Origin of the sequence: Adlercreutzia rubneri, assembly GCF_009755265.1 — a bacterium.
GTDB classification, from domain to species: domain Bacteria; phylum Actinomycetota; class Coriobacteriia; order Coriobacteriales; family Eggerthellaceae; genus Adlercreutzia; species Adlercreutzia rubneri.
Window position 1 is genome coordinate 84,483 of sequence record NZ_WPOO01000001.1, and the last position, 18,282, is coordinate 102,764.

Below are 18,282 nucleotides of genomic sequence, written 5' to 3' on the forward strand. Positions count from 1 at the left end.
AGCAATCTTCGTAGAATAAGAGTCACGAGGAGACTTCAGCTCGGTCGGCGCTTTGAAAGGCGGACAAAGCAAGTCAAATTGGGTAGAGATTTCCAAATGTGAGGATCATGAGAAGGCAACATGGTCAAAAGCTTGAAATCATACCTAATACCCTTGAAACCTGTGGGGAAGTAATTGAAAGGAGTTTAGCCGTGGCGAAGTACCAGAAACTGGTGGAGCCGTTTAAGATCGGCAATGTCGAGCTGCGCAACCGTTTCGTGATGCTGCCGATGACCATCGAGAAGGTGGACAACTACCATGTGACCGATGACTTGGTGGACTTTTACGAGCAGCGCGCAAAGGGCCATGCCGGTCTGATCGAGATCGGGTCGTGCTATGTGTGCGACTGCTTCGGCACCGAGCCGAAGTACCACACGACCACCGGCGCCTGCGGATGCTGGGACGATGAGTTCATTCCCGGCTTCCAGCGCATCGCCGAGGTGTGCCACAAGCACGGATCCAAGGTGGCCGCCCAGCTGCAGCTGTGCTACGAGTGGCGTGCCTCTGGCGATGATCCGCTTTTGTCCTACGCTCCTTCCAAGGACGTGCCCTCCGGCCCGTTCGTGGGCATGCCTGAGCGCGAGTACACCAAAGAGGAGATCGCCGAGGTCGTAAAGCAGTACGGCCAGGCCGCCCGCCGCTGCAAGGATGCCGGCATCGACATTATCGAGATCCACGCGGGCATCGGTTACATGGTGATGCGCTTCCTTTCCAAGTACTCCAACCACCGCACCGACGAGTACGGCGGATCGGCCGAGAACCGCGCCCGCTTCCTCTGCGAGATCATCGACGAGATTCACAAGACCTGCGGCGACGACATGCCGATTCTCGTGCGCATCTCCGCCGACGACCTCATGCCCGACGGTAACCGCATCGCCGACACCCTCGAGCTCATCCCGATCATCGAGGCCCACGGCGTTGACGCCTGGTCCGTGCAGGCCGGCTTCCACGAGGCGCCCCGTCCCGTGGCCAACCAGATCGTGCCCGAGGGCGAGTTCATCGACCTCGCGAAGCAGGTGAAGACCGTCACCTCCAAGCCGGTATTCCCCGGCACCCGCATCAATACGCTCGATATGTGCGAGAAGGTCGTCACCGAGGGCTACGGCGACGCGGTCGGCATGGCGCGCCAGTTCATCGCCGATCCCGACACCGCCCGCAAGGTGGAGGAGGGCCGTCCGGAGCAGGTGCGTCCCTGCATCGTGTGCTCCCGCTGCCTGGACAACATCTTCATCGGCAAGCCCTGCCAGTGCTCGGTGAACGCGAACGTGTGGGAGGGAGTGGAAGTGGGCCTGCCCCAGGACAAGCCCGTCACCGAGAAGCAGCACATCGCCGTCGTGGGCGCGGGTCCTGGCGGCCTGGAGGCGGCCCGCGTGGCGGCCGAGCGCGGGCACAAGGTGACCGTGCTTGAGAAGTCCGACAAGCTCGCCGGCCTGCTGACCATGGCCCAGGTGCTCAATGCCAACATTGAGCCTTTGGTCTCCTACTGGAACGAGGAGATGAAGCTTCATCCCAACATCGAGATCAAGCTGAACACCAAGGTCGACGTGGACACCCTGCGCGCCCTGAACCCCGACCAGGTCATCGTCTCGCCCGGCGGCGGCATCATCCCCATCGACGTGCCCGGCATCGACGGCAAGAACGTCGTGAAGTCCGAGGACATCAAGGCCATGTGCAACGGCATCGTCCCCGAGGGCAAGGGCATGATCTGGAAGGCGGCCGTGGCGGCCATCAAGGCCCAGGGCGGCACCGTCGGGTTCATGCGCATGGGCCTGAACATGAAGAGCGGCCCGACCGCCATCGTGGGCAAGCGCGTGGTGGTCGTGGGCGGCGGCTTCGCCGGCCTGGAAGTGGCCGAGGCCATGTGCGACGGCCGCGAGATCTGGGTGATCGATCCGGCCAAGAAGCTCGGCAACGGCATCGGCATCATCGACAAGAACCCCACCATCAACCTGCTCAAGAAGAAGGGCGTGCACCTGATGCCCTTGACCGAGCTCATCGAGGTGACCAAGAAGGGCGCCAAGGTGAAGAACGTCGAGACCGGCGAGGAGCAGCTCATCGAGTGCGACACCGTGCTGACCTCCCTCGGCGTGGAGCAGAACACCGACCTGTACGACGAGATCGTGAAGGTGTGGCCGCACGCGAAGCTCATCGGCGACGCTACCACCCCCGACGGCAAGGTGTACCGCACCCTCGAGGCCGTCAAGGGCGGCTACCAGGCCTCCATGGCCATCTAAACGGGCTTATCCCCGGTTACGGGCGCTGGGTTGAAACGGCGCGGCGCCCGCTCTCTCAATTTGGTTCAAACGCGCAGGCGTTTTGAATAAAGGCAACGTTCCTTAAAGGAGGAAGAAATGGATTTCAGCTATTCCCAGCAGCAGCTCGAGATCAAGCGCGGCATCCGCGAGTGGGGCAAGAAGCACCTGACCGAGGAGGCCATCGCCGCCGGCTATAAGAACCGCGGCATCGCCCCCGAGATCGCCAAGGCGTGGGTCGACGACGGTTGGGGAATGTACGGCCTGCCCGAGGAGTACGGTGGAAAGCCTGTCGACCATCAGACCATGGCCATGATCATCGAAGAGCTGAACCACTGCGGCGGCAACATCCCCATGGCTCCCAACCTGCTCATCATGTTCGACATGGTCGAGTTCGGCACCCCCGAGCAGATCCAGTACGCCGTCGACTACTACAAGGAGAACGGCTACCCGCCGTACTGCCTGGCCATCTCCGAGCCCGAGGCCGGCTCCGCCAACCAGTACATGACGACGACGGCCACCAAGAAGGACGGCAAGATCCACATCAACGGTACCAAGACCTGGGTGACCTCCGGTGAGAACTCCGACGGCTTCATCGTGGTCTGCAAGAACGAGGATCCCTCTCCCGAGAACAAGCAGATGTCCATGTACCTCGTGCCGGCCAACGCCAAGGGCGTGACCATCGAGCCGTTGAACAAGATCGGCATGCAGATCATGCCCTTCTCCAAGGTCATCTTCGACGACGTCGTGGTTGACGAGTCGGCGCTGCTCGGCATCGAGGGCAAGGGCTTCCTGCAGCTCATGAAGAACTTCGAGTGGGAGCGCTGCGTGCTTCTGGCGGAGCTGCTCGGCGAGGCCCAGGCCGCCATGGACGACGCCTGCGCCTGGACCAACGAGCGCCAGCAGTTCGGCAAGGGCATCAAGACCTTCCAGCTCGTGCAGGAGCACATCGTCGAGATGCAGATCGAGCTCACCAACACTCGTAACTTCCTGTACCGCACCTGCTGGAAGATGGACAACGGCATTCCGGTGAACAACGACGCCGCCATGCTGAAGCGCTACGGCGCCCCGGCGCTCACCGACTGCTGCTCCCGCGCCCTGCAGCTCATGGGCGGCCTCGGCTTCACCGACGAGACCCGCGTCTCCCGCCTCATGCTCGACTGCCGCGGCTTCCAGATCGGTGGCGGTACCGTCGAGATCATGGTGCACATTTCCGGCCGTGGCATCCTCAAGGAGTACGCCAAGGCTGCCGAGGATCCGGATTACCTCTGGACCATCTAAATCGCGACCGCGATACAGCTTTGATGGAAGGGGTCTGCGCAAGCGGGCCCCCTTTTCTTGTGCTTGGAATCGACCTGGGGGAGCGCTCCGGAAGGTGTTGCTCGCCGCCCGCTGCGCGCTTGATCCCCCTCCGAACGCGATAAAAGAATCAGCGAAGATGACGCACATGGGTCGGTACCATCCCGGCATCGTTGCTGCTGAAGTGGAAGCTGATTCTTAACGATCGCGTTCTCCGGGGGGCGCGCAGAGGTCGTCGATCAGCACCTTCCGGAGCGCGTGCAGAGGGCGGCGAGCAGCATCCCGAGTGCTTTGAACCAGTGAAATGAGATGCAGAAAAAGGGCACCTGTCGGTGCCCTTTAAGGTTCGTGAGGTCGATTACTGCTGGTCAGCGGAAGGGGTGGGCTTTGCCTTCTTGCGGGTGCGGCGGCCGTGGCAGGTCATGCCGATCTTGCGGATGGTGCAGGTGCGCACGTTGTGGCAGTAGGCGCAGCCGCGGCGCTTCTTCTGGGTCTCGTTGTACAGGCCGATGACGCCCCAGGTGCTCCAGCGATCCGACGGCGTGCCGTCCTCGGCGGCGGTGAGCCCCAGGCGCTTCTCGGTCTGGGTGAAGAAGGCGAGCGTCGTGTTCATGGTGAGGGGGAAGTCCTCGACGCCGGTCTCCAAGGTGCTGCCGCGGTGCAGGCCGCGCTCGTGGGCGTCGTCGGCGACGGCCTCGGCGAGCTTGTCCGCGGCCAAGGAGGCCATGGCTTCCAGGCAGGCGTCGAAGAGCAGAGCGTCCATGTCGCTTTTCACGAGGCGCTCGCGAAGGCAGGCGATCTCCTCGTCGGTGCCGATGGTGGAGACCGCCATGGCCGTGTGCTCCGCCTCGCTCATGCGCTCGTAGGCGGCGCTGCCGTAGAGCACCGCGAGCGTGCCCACGAGCTTGATGGCCGGTTCGGTGTACTTCGGCGGCAGGGTGCAGATGGCGGGGTTGAACAGCTTGTAGACCCCGCGCGGATGCAGCTCGGCGCTCATGGCGTCGGCCATGGCGCAGATGGAGTCGGCGAGCATGGGATCGTCGGAGAGCTCGGTGTCGAGGAAGGCCTCGACGACGGCGGGATCGATCCGCTCGACGGAGCAGTCGATTTCATGGATGACGTGTACTTGCATGGCCGCCTCTATTCTTTCAATGATTCAAGTGGTATCTATTCTCTGGGACTATTCTATCAATGAATCCGATGAATTGGGATGCTATTAGACAAGTATTGGTAAGATTGATCGTATTTTAGACAAATTAATGGGACAGATTTTCGAATATGTCTATATAATGCCACAGCGGTCTTTTCTACAATGGCTCTCGAGCGGTGCGCCGGCCCTTTTTCGAATCCTGGGAGAAGAGGCGCTGCGCATCGTGTAAACTTCCAAGGAGCATCTGGCGCGCCCGCGCGTCGGAGCCGCTACCATCCGATGTCCACGCGCGTCGGAGCCAAGTCGTTCGAGCCGCCTTGCGCGGCCGCCGTTAAGAGAAAGGGAGCCGCCGTGAAACGTGCGCTTACCCCCGGCACCTTCGACCCCATCACCGCCGGACATCTCGACGTTATCAGCCGTGCCGCCCAGCTTGTCGACGAGGTCATCGTTGCCGTGGCTGTCTCCGCAAAGAAAAAGCCGCTCTTCTCCCTCGAGGAGCGAGTGGCCCTTGTGAAGGAGGTCACGCGTGATTTGCCCAACGTGCGCGTCGAGCCTTTCGACGAGCTGCTCGTCGACTTCGCCCGTCGCATGGGCGCCCAGGCCGTGGTGAAGGGATTGCGCGCCATCACCGACTTCGAGTACGAGTTCCAGATGACGGCGCTCAACTATCAGCTGGACAAGGAGCTGGAGACGCTTTTCATCATGTCGACGCCGCAGCACATGTACCTGTCGTCTTCCATCGTGCGCGAGATCGCCTCTCTCGGCGGGGATGTGTCCCAGTTCGTGCCGCCCTGCGTGAACGAGGCCCTCGTCAAGCGCTACGCCGAGCTGCACGCGGCCCAGTAGATCCGGTCGCTCGGCCGAGCCGCGCTCTGGCGGCCATTGGTTGCGGGCGCAAGCCGCGCCCCCAGGGACAGAACGTCCCTTATAAGGGCATAAGAACTTCCAATAACTCCCAGAAAGCCCTGATCTGTCCCATTGCGGACGATCGGGGCTTTGTGCATTTTGGGACAGATAGAAAGATACGTCCGTATGGTGCGGACAAAAGCGGGGGAGTAGTGGTGTTGCGCGTAAAGGACCTTCCGTAAAATTACCCTTAAGAGACCGTATACGGGTGAAAGGGATGAGATGAACATCGTCGTTTGCGTGAAGCAGGTGGTGGACACCGAGGCCGTCATAGCGCTTGACGGGGCCGGAGAGGTGGAGCTAATGGGCCAGACCATGGTCATCGATCCCTACAGCGAGTTCGCCGTGGAGCGCGCTGTGCAGCTGAAAGAAGAGTTGGGTGGCACCGTTACCTTGCTGACGCTTGGCTCTCAGGATTGCCTCGCGGCCGTGCGCCACGGGCTGGCCATGGGCGCCGATGCGGCCGTGCTCATCGAGGACGAGCAGTGGACGGCCCGCGACGCCGCCCAGGCCGCGGCCCTGCTCGCCGAGGCGGCCTCCACGATGGGCGCCGACCTCGTCATGGGCGGCTGGAAGTCGGGAGATACGGCGGCGGCCCAGGTCATGGGGCGCATGGCGGCCATCATGAGGCTCCCTTTGGCGAACATGGCCACGGGTCTTTCCGTGGAAGGCGGCACTATCGTCGCGGAATGCGAGGTGGACGACGGCGTGGAGACCGCGCGGCTTCCTCTGCCCGCCGTCGTGGCCGCCCAGCAGGGACTAGCCGAGCCGCGCTACCCCTCGGTGCGCGACGTCATGCAGGCGCGGCGCCGTGGCGCCGAGGTGCGTCCCGTGGCCGACTTCGCCGCGGCGTCCAAACCGACAACGGTGACCGTCGTCTCCCGGGAGCTGAAGCCGGGCCGCTGCGGCGGCCGCATCGTCGCGGGCGAGGCGCCTGTGGCCGTGGCCGAGACGGTGCGCCTTCTGGCCGAGGAGGCGAAGGTTCTCTAGCTCGCCACTCATTCGCTTCCAACGTTCGCGCAGGATTTGAGAGAAAGGTTTTCTCATGGCTGATATGTGGGTAGGGGTCAACGGCGCCGATGAGGCGCTGCGCCAGGTAAATGCCGAGATGCTGGGGGGCGCCCGGGCGCTGGCCGACCAGGCGGCCGCTCAAGTGGTCGCCATCGTGTGGGGCGCGTCCGCCGCAGGCCACGCCAAGGCGCTCGCCTCGTGGGGTGCCGACCGCGTGGTGATTGTGGAAAGCGAGGCCGCACCGGCCCCCGAGGCCGTGGCCCGCACGCTGGCCCGGCTGGCCGCCGAGAGCGCCCCGGCCGTGGTATTGCTCGCCGACGGCGCCGAATCTCGCGTAGCGGCCCCTCTTCTGGCCGAGGCCCTGGATGCGCCGCTGTTCTCGGACGTGATGGATATCGAGGCCGGCGACGAGGTCGTCTTCACGCGCCTGCCCTACACCGCCAAGGTGATCGAGCGCGCAACCGCAGCCGCCCCCACCGTGGTGGCCACGGTGCGTCCGAAGGCGCTTCCGGTGCCCGAGGCCGACGCCTCCCGCACCGCCGAGGTCGTCGCGGCCCCGGTCGACGCAGCCGACCTCGCCCGCATCGTGCAGTCCGTGGCCCGTGCCGCCTCCGAGCGTGTCGATCTGGCCGAGGCGGACATCGTCGTGGCCGGCGGCCGCGGCTGCAAGGGGCCTGAGGGCTTCGCGGTCATCGAGTCTCTGGCCGATGCCCTGGGGGCCGCCGTGGGCGCCTCGCGCCCGGCCGTGGACGAGGGCTGGGTCGACATCCAGTACCAGGTGGGCCAGACGGGCAAGACCGTGGCGCCCTCGCTGTACATCGCCTGCGGCATTTCCGGCTCCATCCAGCACATGGCCGGCATGGGCGCCTCGAAGTGCGTCGTGGCCATCAACAAGGATCCCGAGGCGGAGATCTTCGCCGGCGCCGACTACGGCATCGTCGCGGATCTCTTCGAGGCGGTGCCGCTGCTGGAGGCCGCCGCCCGCGAGCGCAAATAGGGGAGGTGCGTCATGGGCGAGGTGCCGGCACGCGAGGTTCTGTGGAACATCACGGGCCACTGGCTGATCTACCCCTGCTTCATCGCGGCGCTGGCCGTAGCCGTCGTCTTCTTCGTGCGGCGCTGGCGCCTGTGGAAGATCGGCGAGCCCGAGAATCGCTCCGATAGGCGCGGCGAGCGCCTGCGCGGCGCGGTGCGCGACGCCCTTCTGCAGGTGAAGGTGGCCGAGCGGCGCGGGCCCGGGCTCGTGCACGTGGCCATGTACGTCGCCATGATCATCCTGCTTATCGCCACCGCCACCGTGGCCGCCCAGGCCGATTTGGGGCTCCCTCTCGTCCAAGGCGACTTCTACCTGTACTTCCTCTCGCTCACCGTCGATCTCGCCGGCGCCGCCTTCTGCATCGCCATGGTGGCCTGCATCGTGCGCCGCATCGCGAACCGCGCGCTTGACACCAAGCCCGGCGACATCGTCGTTTTGGGCCTGCTGCTGGCCATCGGCGTCACGGGATTCGTGCTGGAGGGCCTGCGCATCGCCGGTACGGGCGACCCTTGGAGCGCCTGGTCGCCGGTGGGGAGCCTCTTCGCGGGACTCTTCGCCAGCTGGGATCAGGGTCAGATCGAGCTTGCCCACCGCGTGCTGTGGTGGTTCCATATGGCCCTCGCCTTCGGGCTCATCGCCTACTGGACCTATTCCAAGCTCGTCCACGTGCTGCTCGTGCCCGCCGGCGTCTACTGGCGCGACCTGAAACCCAAAGGCGAGCTGCCCTTCATCGACATGGAGGACGAGGGCCTGCTCTCCTTCGGCTGCGGCCGCTTGGAGGAGCTCACGTGGAAGGATCTCTTCGACACCCAGGCCTGCGTGCGCTGCAACCGCTGCCAGGACCTCTGCCCGGCCTTTGCCACGGGCAAGCCCCTGAGCCCCAAGGCGTTCATCCAGGACTTGGGCGCCGAGCTGGAGCAGCGGGGGCCCATCATTTACCGCCTGCAGAAGGAGGCGGCGGCCCAGGAGCGGAACGCGGCGGATGCGGCCGAGAGTGAGAAGGCGTCGAAGGCAGTCCCCGCGTTGCCGAAGGCCGAGGCGCTCCTTGAGAACGCCGATCTCACCGACGCCGAGCGCGCTATCATCGATCGCTCGCTCGTGGGCGCGGTCATCGCCCCCGAGACCCTGTGGGCCTGCACCACCTGCGGCGCCTGCATGGAGGCGTGCCCGGCCTTCGTGGAGCACGTGCCGAAGGTGGTGAAGATGCGCACCTACCAGGTGTCCATGGAAAGCGCCTTCCCGCCGGAGGCCCAGGCCACCTTCCGCAACCTGGAGAACAACGGCAACCCGTGGGGCTTAGGCTGGCAGACCCGGTTCAAGTGGGCCGAGGGGCTGGACGTGCCCACCATCGCCGAGGCCCCCGATGCCGAGTACCTCTACTGGCCCGGCTGCTCCGGGGCCTTCGACGCCCGCAACCGCAAGGTGTCCGCGGCCTTGGTGTCGCTGCTCGCGGAGGCGGGTGTGAGCTTCGCCATCTTGGGCAACGAGGAGAAGTGCTGCGGGGACGCGGCGCGGAGGATGGGCAACGAGTTCGTCTACTTCATGCTGGCCAGCGAGAACATCGCCACGCTTCAGGCCTACGGGGTCAAGAAGATCATCGTGCAGTGCCCTCACTGCTATCAGGCCCTGGCCCGGGACTACCCTCAGCTGGGCGGCCATTTCGAGGTGATCCACCACAGCGAGCTTCTGGCTCGGCTGGTGGAGGAGGGGCGCCTGGTGCGCTCGCCGGAGGCGCTCGGGCGCGTGTGCTTCCACGACTCGTGCTATCTGGGCCGCTATCAGGACGTCTACGAGGCGCCGCGCGCGGTGGTTCGCGCCGCCGGCGGCAGCGTGGTGGAGATGGAGCGCGACCGCCGTGCGAGCTTCTGCTGCGGGGCCGGCGGCGGCCGCATGTGGCTCGAGGAGAGCGCCGGAACCCGCATCAACGAGGCGCGCTGCGCCCAGGCGCTTGACACCGATCCCGATCTTTTGGCGACTTCGTGCCCGTTCTGCCTGACCATGCTCGCTGATGGTATGGTATCGGCAGATTCCGATGTGCCCGTGAGGGACATCGCCGAGCTGTTGGCAGGAGCGGAAAAATGAGCGAGAGCGCGGGCAAGATGAGGCACGGAGCCGAGAAGACGGCGAAGGCGGTGGGCGCGACGGCTGCGGGCGCGGCGGAGGGACGGCGTGTCCAGAGCATCCGAGAGCCGCTTTCTCCCGGCGCCTACGTGGAGTATTCGGTGGACGATCAGCCTGGTGTGGTGGAACGCGCCCGGGCCTTCCTCGCAGGAGCGCCCGGCGAGCCGGTGGCCCCGCGCATGGCCGCCACGGTTATGCTGGTGAGCGAGGGCAAGTCCCATTATCGTCGTTTCGAGAGCCCGCTGGCGGGGGGAGCGCCCATCGAGGAGACCGTGGATGCGGCTCCGGTGGATGTCTTCATGCTGCGCCGCGCCTCCACCATGGCCTTCACGCCGGACGCCGTGGTGTTTCCCGGCGGCGGCATGGACGTGCGGGATGTGGAATGTGCCGTGCCCTGGGCCGGGCCTTCTCCGGAGCAGTGGGCCTGTCTCATGAGCTGTCCCGTGTCCGTGGCAAAAGGCGTCATTACGGCGGCGGCCCGGGAGGTCTTCGAGGAGAGCGGCGTGCTTCTGGCCTCTGCTCCCGACGGAGGCGCGCCCGTCGACGAGCGCGAAGACCATTGGGCTGCCGAACGTGAAGCCGTGGCCACGCGGCGCGTCTCCTTCGGGGAATTCCTTCGCGAGCGGGGGCTCGTGCTGCGCAGTGATCTGATGCGCCTGCGCAGCCATTGGGTTACTCCCGAAAGCGAGGCACGGCGTTACGATACCTATTTCTTCCTGGCGCGGCTGCCCGAGGGGCAGCACGCCGATGGCCGCACGAGCGAGGCCGTGGAGGCGGCCTGGATCGCCCCGGGCGAGGCCCTGGCGCGCTTCGATGCGGGCCTGCTCAAGCTCGTGCCTCCCACCATCTCCAACCTCACTTCCATCGTGGCGGCGACCTCGGTGGACGAGGCGTGGAACGCTCCCTTCGACGGGCACGTGCGGCCGCATCCGGTGGCGCGACCGTGCGGCGAGGTGGTGCTCGGCTGCGAGGTGAGCGAGACATGAGCGCGCGCTTCGCACCTCCGGACAACGAGGCCATGGTCGGGGCGTTCGCCCAGTGCGTGCGGCATCCCAACGCCACGCCGCTCACCTACCACGGCACCAACAGCTGGATTCTCGCCGCTCCGGACGACGGAGCCTGCCTGGTGGTGGATCCGGGCCCCGACGACGCCGCCTGCGCCGGGCGCATCGCCGAGGCCTGCGCTCGGCGCGGCCTCACCGTGGCCGCCGTGGCGGTGACCCACGACCACTTCGACCACGCCGAGTGCGCCGAGGAGGCCAGTCGGGTTTTCGGTGCGCCGGTGCTGGGTATGGCGGCGGGCACGCTGGGCTGTGGCCCTCTGGAGCTTCCCGGAGTGTCCCTGTCCATCGAGGTAGTGCCCTTGCCGGGGCATTCCAGCGACTCGGTGGGCTTCTATGTGGAAGAGGGCGCGCTCGTGGTGACGGGGGATGTGGTGTTCGCCCAGAGCCCCACGATGGTCTGCTGGCCCGACGGGCGCATGGGCGACTATCTGGCGAGTTTGGACGTGCTTGGGCGCCTGGTGGCCGAGCGCGGCGTGGAGCGCCTGCTGACGGGCCATGGGCCGGTGATCGAGAACCCCTCCGAGCGCATCGAGCAGGCGCGCCGTCATCGCCTCCAACGGCTGCAGCAGGTGGTGTCCGCGGTTCGCAGCGGCATCCCCGCCGATGCCGAGGCCCTGGTGGAGGCCGTGTACAACGACGTGCGGCCCGAGCTGCACGACGGTGCCGTTCGCTCGGTGAACGCCCAGCTGCGCTATGCCTTCGACGAGGGCATCCTGCAGGAGAACCGCTAGCGCCGGCGGCCTCGTTCCGCCCGGCACGCGATAGAGCCGCATGCAAGTGCCCCGCGGGGCTGAAAGAGAGAGGAAACCTATGGTCATCACCTACACCGAGGAGCAGCGCGAGCTCGTGCAGCTTGTGCGCGACGTCGCCCGCAACGAGGTCATGCCGCACGTGGCCGCGGCCGACAAGGCAGGGGAGTGCCCCCGCGAGCTGTACCAGTGGGGCTTCGATTTGGGACTGCACATGGTGGAGATCCCCGAGCAGTTCGGCGGCATGGGCTTAAGCTACGAGACCTGCGCCATGATGTTCGAGGAGCTGGCCTGGGTGGATGCCGCTTACGCCGACACCTTCGTCACGAACTTCGTCGCCTTCCGCAACATCCTTCTGAACGGCACCGAGGAGCAGGCGCGCCATTTCGTGGAGAAGACTGAGAATAACGGGTTCGCCGCCTTCTGCCTCACCGAGGCCAACGCCGGGTCGGACGTGGCGGCCATGCGCACCACGGCGGTGCTCGACGGCGACGAGTACGTTCTGAACGGCACCAAGACCTTCATCACCAACGGCTCCATCTCCGACATCTACGTGGTGTTCGCCAAGACCGACCCGGAGGCCGGCGCCCACGGCATCACGGGCTTCCTCATCGACGGCGACACCCCGGGTCTTGCTGCCGGCGCCAAGGAGCACAAGATGGGCTTCCGCCTGTCGGACACCACCGAGGTCGTTCTCGAGAACGTGCGCGTGCCCCAAAGCACTGTCATCGGGGAAGTGGGCCAGGGCATGTCCATCGCTCTGAACGCCCTGAACCTCTCCCGGGCCTTTATCTCCACGCTGGCCGTGGGCATCATGCAGCGAGCGCTCGACGAGGCCGTGGCCTACGCGAAGCAGCGCAAGCAGTTCGGGCGGCGCCTCATCGACTTCGAGATGGTGCAGCAGATGCTCGCCGATATGGCCATCAAGACCGAGGCGGCGCGCGTTCTCGTGAACAACTGCATGCGCCAGATGGACGCCGGCGAGATGGTGCGCAAGGACGGCGCCATCGTGAAGACCTTCGTCACCGACGCCATGCAGGAGGTGGTGAGCAACGCCGTGCAGGTGCTCGGCGGCTACGGCTATTCCGAGGAGTACCCGGTGGAGAAGCTCATGCGCGACGCCAAGATCTTCCAGATCTTCGAGGGATCGAACCAGATCCAGCGCATGACCATCGCCAAGGAACTCGACCGGGAGTACCAATAAGTTAAAAGAAGTCTCTAGCAAAAAGCCCGAGCGCGATCAGCGGCGCTCGGGCTTTTTGCTGCTCGTCCGGCTGCCGCTGGGAGGTATACCTCCATGCTCAAACAGTCCTCGCTCGGCGAAAGTGCCCACTGGACACTTTCGTTCGCTGCGGAACTGCGCGTGGAGGCACACCTCCCATCGGCAGCCTACTCGAACAAAAAGAAAGGCTTACTCCGCCTCCATGCGCTCCTTCAAGATTTGCGCGAGGATGAAGCGCTTCACCTTGCCGGTGGCGGTGACGGGGATCTCGTCGATGATCTCGATGCGCTCGGGCCACAGGCGCTTGGCCACGTGGCGCTCCCTCAGGTAGGCGATGAGCCCGTCTTGGGTAGGAGGCGCGGCGGGGTCGCTCGGCACGACGAAGGTGCAGACGCGCTCGCCGAGGCGCGTATCCGGCATGCCGATGGTGGCCGAGTTGGCCAACCCCGGCGCGCCGATGAGGTCGTCGTCGATCTCCCGGGCCGAGATGTTCTCGCCGCCGCGGATGATGACCTCCTTCTTGCGCCCGTTGATGCGGATGCGCCCTTCCTCGTCCATGTAGCACAGGTCGCCGCTGTAAAACCAGCCCTCATCGGAAAGCGCGCGGTCGGTGCGGTCGCGCTCGTTCAGGTAGCCGACGAACATGTGGGGCCCGCGGGAGATCTCCTCGCCCTGGGCGCCCCGGGGCACCTCGTTGCCTGCCTCGTCGATGACCTTGACCTCGATGCCCGCGAAGGGGACGCCCGACCAGGCGCCGTTCCACTCGGCGCACTTCTCCGGGGGCACGAACACGTGCGGGCAGCTTTCCGTGGAGCCGTAGATCTCGCAGAGCAGCACCCCGTAGCGGGCCGCGCGCTCGATGAGGGCCGGGGGCAGGGGCGCCCCGCCGCAGCAGAACAGCCGCAGGGTGTCGAAGGCCAGGCCGTCCTCGGCGTCCAGCACGTTCAGCATGTCGTAGATGAACGGCGTGGCCGACATGGACCAGGTGACGCCCTCGGCGTTCATGAGCTCGATGGCCTCGCGCGGGCGGAAGTCCTGCTGCAGCACGGCCCGTCCGCCGAGCAGAAGCGGCGAGATGAGCCCGTGGAAGAAGCCGGTAGCATGGTTCAAGGGCGAGGGCATGAACATGACGTCGCCCTGCGTACGCCCGAGCTCGCTCGTGAAGACGCGCTCGGAGAACAGGATGTTGTTGTGGGTGAGCATGGATTGCTTCGGCTTGCCCGTGGTGCCCGAGGTGGGCAGAATGCAGGCCACGGAATCGGCGGACACGGCGACGGGCTCGCGCAAGGGCTCGAAGCGCCCGTAGATGTCGTCGAAGGTGGGAAGCTCCGAGTGGCTCGGCGCCTGCTTGTCCAGCACGGCGATGGCGGCCAGGCTCGGTATGGCGTCGCGAACAGAGAGGATCTGCGCCTCGTAGTCGGTGTTGTGGGAGAAGGTGGGGGAGAGGTAGGCTCGGGAGCCGACGAGGTTCATGGCGTATTCCAGATCCACGTCGTTGTAGTTGCGCGGCACCGGGTGCACCACGCCGCCGACTTTCAGCACGGCCACATAGGCGATGGTGAACTCGGCCCAGGTGGGGAACTGCAGGGTGACAACGTCGCCGGCTTTTACGCCCTCGGCGACAAGCCATGCGGCCACACGCCCGGCTTTGTCGTCAACCTCCCCGTAGGTGAGGCGGCTTCCCGTGTCGTCGCAGACGTATTCGCGGTCGGGGTGAGCGGCACTCGTTCGCTCCCAGATGTCGGCGATGGTGTCGTGCGTCCAATACCCCTTTTCGTAGTACTCTTTCTTCTTCTCCTCGTTGATCTTGAGATCGGTGATCATAGGCCTTCCTTTCTAAAGAACCTAAAACCCTTTTGCCACGGAAGCGCCCGGCCGCTCGTGCGCGGCTCCCCGGTGCTCGAGCGCCTCCGCTGATACCCAGAAGAAATTCGTGCTTTTAGCATACAAAGGTATTTATCGGACAGGAAGCCAAAATTGAGAAAAGATAATTGGAATAATTGATGAGTCAATAGGGCCAAGCGATGCGTGGAAATCTATAGACCCACAAAATCAATTAATTGGGTAGTAAAAGAAACAATATTTCAAAATTGTCCGTGGAAAACCGCTGTGTCATCCTTAAAAATCAGAAACAAGTCAGGCGGAACAAAATTCCAATGGGCTAAAAGTAAAACTTGAGTAAACAAGCGCGAAAGGGGTTCATCCATGAGTGTCTACCAGGAGGCCTACCATCTGCCCGAGTTCACCTACGACTACGAGAAGCTGAAGATCGAGCAGCGCGGTCCGGTCTACATCTGCTCCTTCAATGATGCGGACAACCTGAACGCCATGTCCTACGCCCAGATGGCCGAGTTCAACGACTTCCTCATCAAGGTGCGCATGGACAAGGACTGCCGCGTCATCGTGCTGACCGGCGAGGGCCGCTCCTTCTGCGCCGGCTTCAACCTGAACGACCTCGCGCTCGATCCGCCCGAGGACATGGGCCGCATCCAGCGCGACTTCTACATCATGCAGCGCATGTGCTCCGACCAGATTATCAACATGCGCCGCTGCGAGCAGCCCATCATCGGCGCCCTGAAGGGCTTCGCCGTGGGCGGCGGCCTGTCCATCTCCTGCGCCTGCGACATGCGCGTGCTCGGCGAGTCCTACAAGATGAACGCCGGCTACCTGTCCATCGGCTACACCGGCACCGACATGGGCGGCTCCTTCTTCCTCCCGAAGATCGTCGGCTATGCCCGCGCCTGCGAGATCCTCATGAACCCGGCCCGCTTCGACGCCCAGAAGCTCTACGAGTGGGGCTTCGCCAACCGCGTGGTGGCCGACGACGACGTGCTGGAGACCGCCGTGGCCATGGCCGAGGAGATGTGCCGCGAGACCGCGCCCTTCGGTCTGCGCCTCACCAAGGAGGCCCTGCAGTGCTCGCTGGACGGCACCAGCTTCGAGAACTGCATCAAGATGGAGAACCGTAACCAGGTGCTGGCCTCCAACACCAACGACGGCATCATGGGCACGCTGAAGATGAATCCGAAGAACCGCGCCGACGTGAAGGAAAACCCGGAGAAGTACGCCTTCCACAATATGTAAGAGAGGGTCGGCAAAACCGAACCTGCTATCTGGAGCCCCGCAGCCCACAAGGCCGGGGCTCCCTTCGTTGGAGAGGAGAATACCCATGAAAGTGCTGGGAATCAATGGGAGCCATCGGGCCGGGAAGGGGACGGCGGCGCTTCTGCAGGCAGCGCGCTCGCCACGGCCGGGCTCAACAACTGCGGGGGAGAGGGACGCTCGCGCGCCTGCGGTAGCGGTTTCCCCGCACTGAGAAGCAAACAAATCGGTATCCAATATGACGAATTGCTGACAGGGTTTCAGAGTTCCTACATAGTTCGCGCGCAAAGCCAACAAGGGCCTGTTGACTGGCGGTTACTGCCATTTAGCGCGCTAAAGTCCAGCTATCGGGTAATCGTTCGAGTCACTTGGGTGGTTCGATAGCTCGGCAGGCTGATCCTTCAAGCGACTCCCGGTTCCTATCCGCGAAGCGTTAGAAGGAGGCTCATCATGACCCGCACATCCGATTCTGTTCCCCTGAATGGCATCTCCCGTCGTACCTTCTGCAAAGGGGCGGCCGTGCTCGGCATCTGGGGAGGCTTGGCCAGCTTCGGCCTGGCCGGCTGCGCGCCCCATACCCGTGCCGAGGAGCTGGCCGATTCCGCGCCGTGGAAGGCGGGCACCTACACGACCGAGGTGACGGGCCACAATGCCCCTTACACCATGACCGTGACCTTCTCCGATGACGCCATCACGGCCATCGACACGTCGGCCAACCAGGAGTCGCTCGGCGTCGGCGCCGATGCGCTCAAGGCCCTGCAGCAGCAGGCCATCGACAACCAGACCATCAACATCGATGCCGTCACCGGCGCGACGCTGTCCTCGCTCTCCCTGCAGACCGGTCTTGAGGACTGCGCGAAGCAGGCTCAGGCCTTCGAGGTGCTCTCGGAGGCGCCCGTGCCCGAGAAGCCGGCGGTGGAAGAGGTCTACGACGCCGACGTGTGCGTCGTGGGCGGCGGCGGCTCGGGCCTGGCGGCGGCCATCGCGGCCGTGCAGGCCGGCGCGAGCGTTATTGTGCTTGAGAAGTGTGGCATTACCGGCGGTTCCACCAACGTCTCCGAGGGCGCGCTGAACGCCGTCGATCCCGAGCGCCAGGAGCCCCAGGGCATCGAGGACTCCATCCCCACCTTCTACGAGACCACCATGAAGGGCGGCCACAACACCAACAATCCCGAGCTCGTGCACTTCCTCACGGACAACGCGCTGGATTCCGTCCACTGGCTCGAGAGCCTGGGCGTCGAGTTCAAGGACGAGATCGGCTCGGCCACCGGATCGCTCGGCCAGCGCAGCCATTACCCGGCCACGCCGTCGGGCAACACCTACATCCGCTCGTTCCAGCAGTTCATCGACGACAACGCCGATGCCATCATGCTGCTCAACGACATGCAGGCCAAAGAGCTCATCCTGGATGACGCCGGCGCGGTCGTGGGCGTGAAGGCGCTCTACGACGGCGAGCAGGAGGTCACCGTGAACTGCGGCGCCGTGGTCATCGCCACCGGCGGCTTCGGCGGCAACGTGGAGTACCGTCAGAAGGTGAACACGGGCGTGTGGAAGGAAGTCGTGCTGGACGATTCCATCGGCTGCACCAACATCAAGCCCTGCGCCCAGGGCGAGGGCATGGTGCTCGCCGAGAACGCCGGCGCCGAGCTCATCTGCCTGTCCGACATCCAGCTGCACCCCTGCGGCACCCCGGGCACGGGCCTCATGGAGGACATCCGCACCTCCGGCCGTAACCGCATCTTCGTGAACACCGATGGCAAGCGTTTCGTGAACGAGGGCGCCGAGCGTGACGTTCTGTGCAAGAACATCTTCGCCCAGCCCGACGGCACCTACTGGATTGTCGTGAACACCCTGCGCTACCCCGATCCCGACGAGCCGGACGCCAACGGCGCCACCATCAACAACATGCTGGCGCTGGGCCATATCGTAACCGGCGACACCGTGGAGGCCCTGGCCGGCGAGATGGGCGTGGACGCCGCGAACCTGCAGGCCTCCATCGACGCCTACAACGCCGTGGTGGAGGGCGGCGCCGACGAGTTCGGCTTCGTGGCCGACAACACCGCCGATGCGGCCATGACCGAGGGCCCCTGGTACGCCTGCCGCAAGGTGCCCACCGTGCACCATACCATGGGCGGTATCCGCGTTAACGTGGAGTCCGAGGCCTGCAATGCCGACGGCGAGCCGATCCCCGGCCTGTACGCCGCGGGCGAGTGCACCGGCGGTATCCACGGAGAGAATCGCCTGGGCGGCAACGCCATCGCCGACTGCATGACCTTCGGCCGCAACGCCGGCACCAACGCCGCAAAGTACGCCCTGGCCTAGTCGCGCTAT

The 18,282-nt window shown here is 64.9% G+C and carries 13 protein-coding genes; 11 read left to right on the top strand and 2 right to left on the bottom strand.

Going from position 1 to position 18,282, the window contains the following annotated elements; translation table 11 throughout:
- Positions 1-191: 191 nt before the first annotated feature.
- Together GO707_RS00385 and GO707_RS00390 are read left to right on the top strand one after the other, a co-directional pair.
- Entirely contained in the window at positions 192-2,273 is a 2,082-nt protein-coding gene (locus GO707_RS00385) for an oxidoreductase (RefSeq protein WP_335878653.1), read from the top strand.
- 117 nt (positions 2,274-2,390) lie between these two features.
- On the top strand, positions 2,391-3,572 hold the full coding sequence (locus tag GO707_RS00390; RefSeq protein WP_114539146.1) for an acyl-CoA dehydrogenase family protein: 1,182 nt from the start codon (positions 2,391-2,393) through the stop codon (positions 3,570-3,572).
- A gap of 376 nt (positions 3,573-3,948) precedes the next feature.
- Here GO707_RS00390 and GO707_RS00395 read toward each other — a convergent pair whose 3' ends face one another.
- Complete coding sequence (locus GO707_RS00395; RefSeq protein ID WP_157011513.1) at positions 3,949-4,722, bottom strand: phage tail protein; 774 nt, start codon at positions 4,720-4,722, stop codon at positions 3,949-3,951.
- 369 nt (positions 4,723-5,091) lie between these two features.
- Between GO707_RS00395 and coaD the strand changes: the two genes are divergently transcribed.
- The 7 genes from coaD to GO707_RS00430 all read left to right on the top strand — a co-directional run bounded on the left by coaD (position 5,092) and on the right by GO707_RS00430 (position 12,831).
- Positions 5,092-5,586, top strand: a complete 495-nt coding sequence (gene coaD, locus GO707_RS00400; protein ID WP_022739795.1) for a pantetheine-phosphate adenylyltransferase — start codon at positions 5,092-5,094, stop codon at positions 5,584-5,586.
- 282 nt (positions 5,587-5,868) lie between these two features.
- On the top strand, positions 5,869-6,636 hold the full coding sequence (locus GO707_RS00405; RefSeq protein ID WP_157011517.1) for an electron transfer flavoprotein subunit beta/FixA family protein: 768 nt from the start codon (positions 5,869-5,871) through the stop codon (positions 6,634-6,636).
- Between the two features lie 55 nt (positions 6,637-6,691).
- Entirely contained in the window at positions 6,692-7,654 is a 963-nt protein-coding gene (locus GO707_RS00410) for an electron transfer flavoprotein subunit alpha/FixB family protein (RefSeq protein WP_157011519.1), read from the top strand.
- Positions 7,655-7,666: 12 nt separating this feature from the next.
- Entirely contained in the window at positions 7,667-9,775 is a 2,109-nt protein-coding gene (locus GO707_RS00415; protein ID WP_157011521.1) for a heterodisulfide reductase-related iron-sulfur binding cluster, read from the top strand.
- Positions 9,772-10,800, top strand: a complete 1,029-nt coding sequence (locus tag GO707_RS00420) for an NUDIX hydrolase (RefSeq protein ID WP_157011522.1) — start codon at positions 9,772-9,774, stop codon at positions 10,798-10,800. The genes GO707_RS00415 and GO707_RS00420 overlap by 4 nt, the downstream gene beginning before the upstream one ends.
- Positions 10,797-11,609 carry an MBL fold metallo-hydrolase gene (locus GO707_RS00425; protein WP_157011524.1) on the top strand — a complete coding sequence of 271 codons (813 nt, stop codon included), beginning with the start codon at positions 10,797-10,799 and terminating at the stop codon, positions 11,607-11,609. Before GO707_RS00420 ends, GO707_RS00425 begins: the two co-directional genes overlap by 4 nt.
- A 79-nt stretch (positions 11,610-11,688) precedes the next feature.
- Positions 11,689-12,831 carry an acyl-CoA dehydrogenase family protein gene (locus tag GO707_RS00430; RefSeq protein WP_157011526.1) on the top strand — a complete coding sequence of 381 codons (1,143 nt, stop codon included), beginning with the start codon at positions 11,689-11,691 and terminating at the stop codon, positions 12,829-12,831.
- Between the two features lie 207 nt (positions 12,832-13,038).
- Here the strand turns inward: GO707_RS00430 and fadK are convergent, their stop codons facing one another.
- On the bottom strand, positions 13,039-14,673 hold the full coding sequence (gene fadK / locus GO707_RS00435; protein ID WP_157011528.1) for a medium-chain fatty-acid--CoA ligase: 1,635 nt from the start codon (positions 14,671-14,673) through the stop codon (positions 13,039-13,041).
- A 381-nt stretch (positions 14,674-15,054) separates the two neighbouring features.
- Between fadK and GO707_RS00440 the strand changes: the two genes are divergently transcribed.
- Together GO707_RS00440 and GO707_RS00445 are read left to right on the top strand one after the other, a co-directional pair.
- Positions 15,055-15,933, top strand: a complete 879-nt coding sequence (locus GO707_RS00440) for an enoyl-CoA hydratase/isomerase family protein (RefSeq protein WP_022739804.1) — start codon at positions 15,055-15,057, stop codon at positions 15,931-15,933.
- A 468-nt stretch (positions 15,934-16,401) separates the two neighbouring features.
- Positions 16,402-18,273 (top strand): flavocytochrome c, encoded by a 1,872-nt coding sequence (locus GO707_RS00445; protein WP_157011531.1) that lies wholly within the window; start codon positions 16,402-16,404, stop codon positions 18,271-18,273.
- The last annotated feature ends 9 nt before the right edge of the window (positions 18,274-18,282 follow it).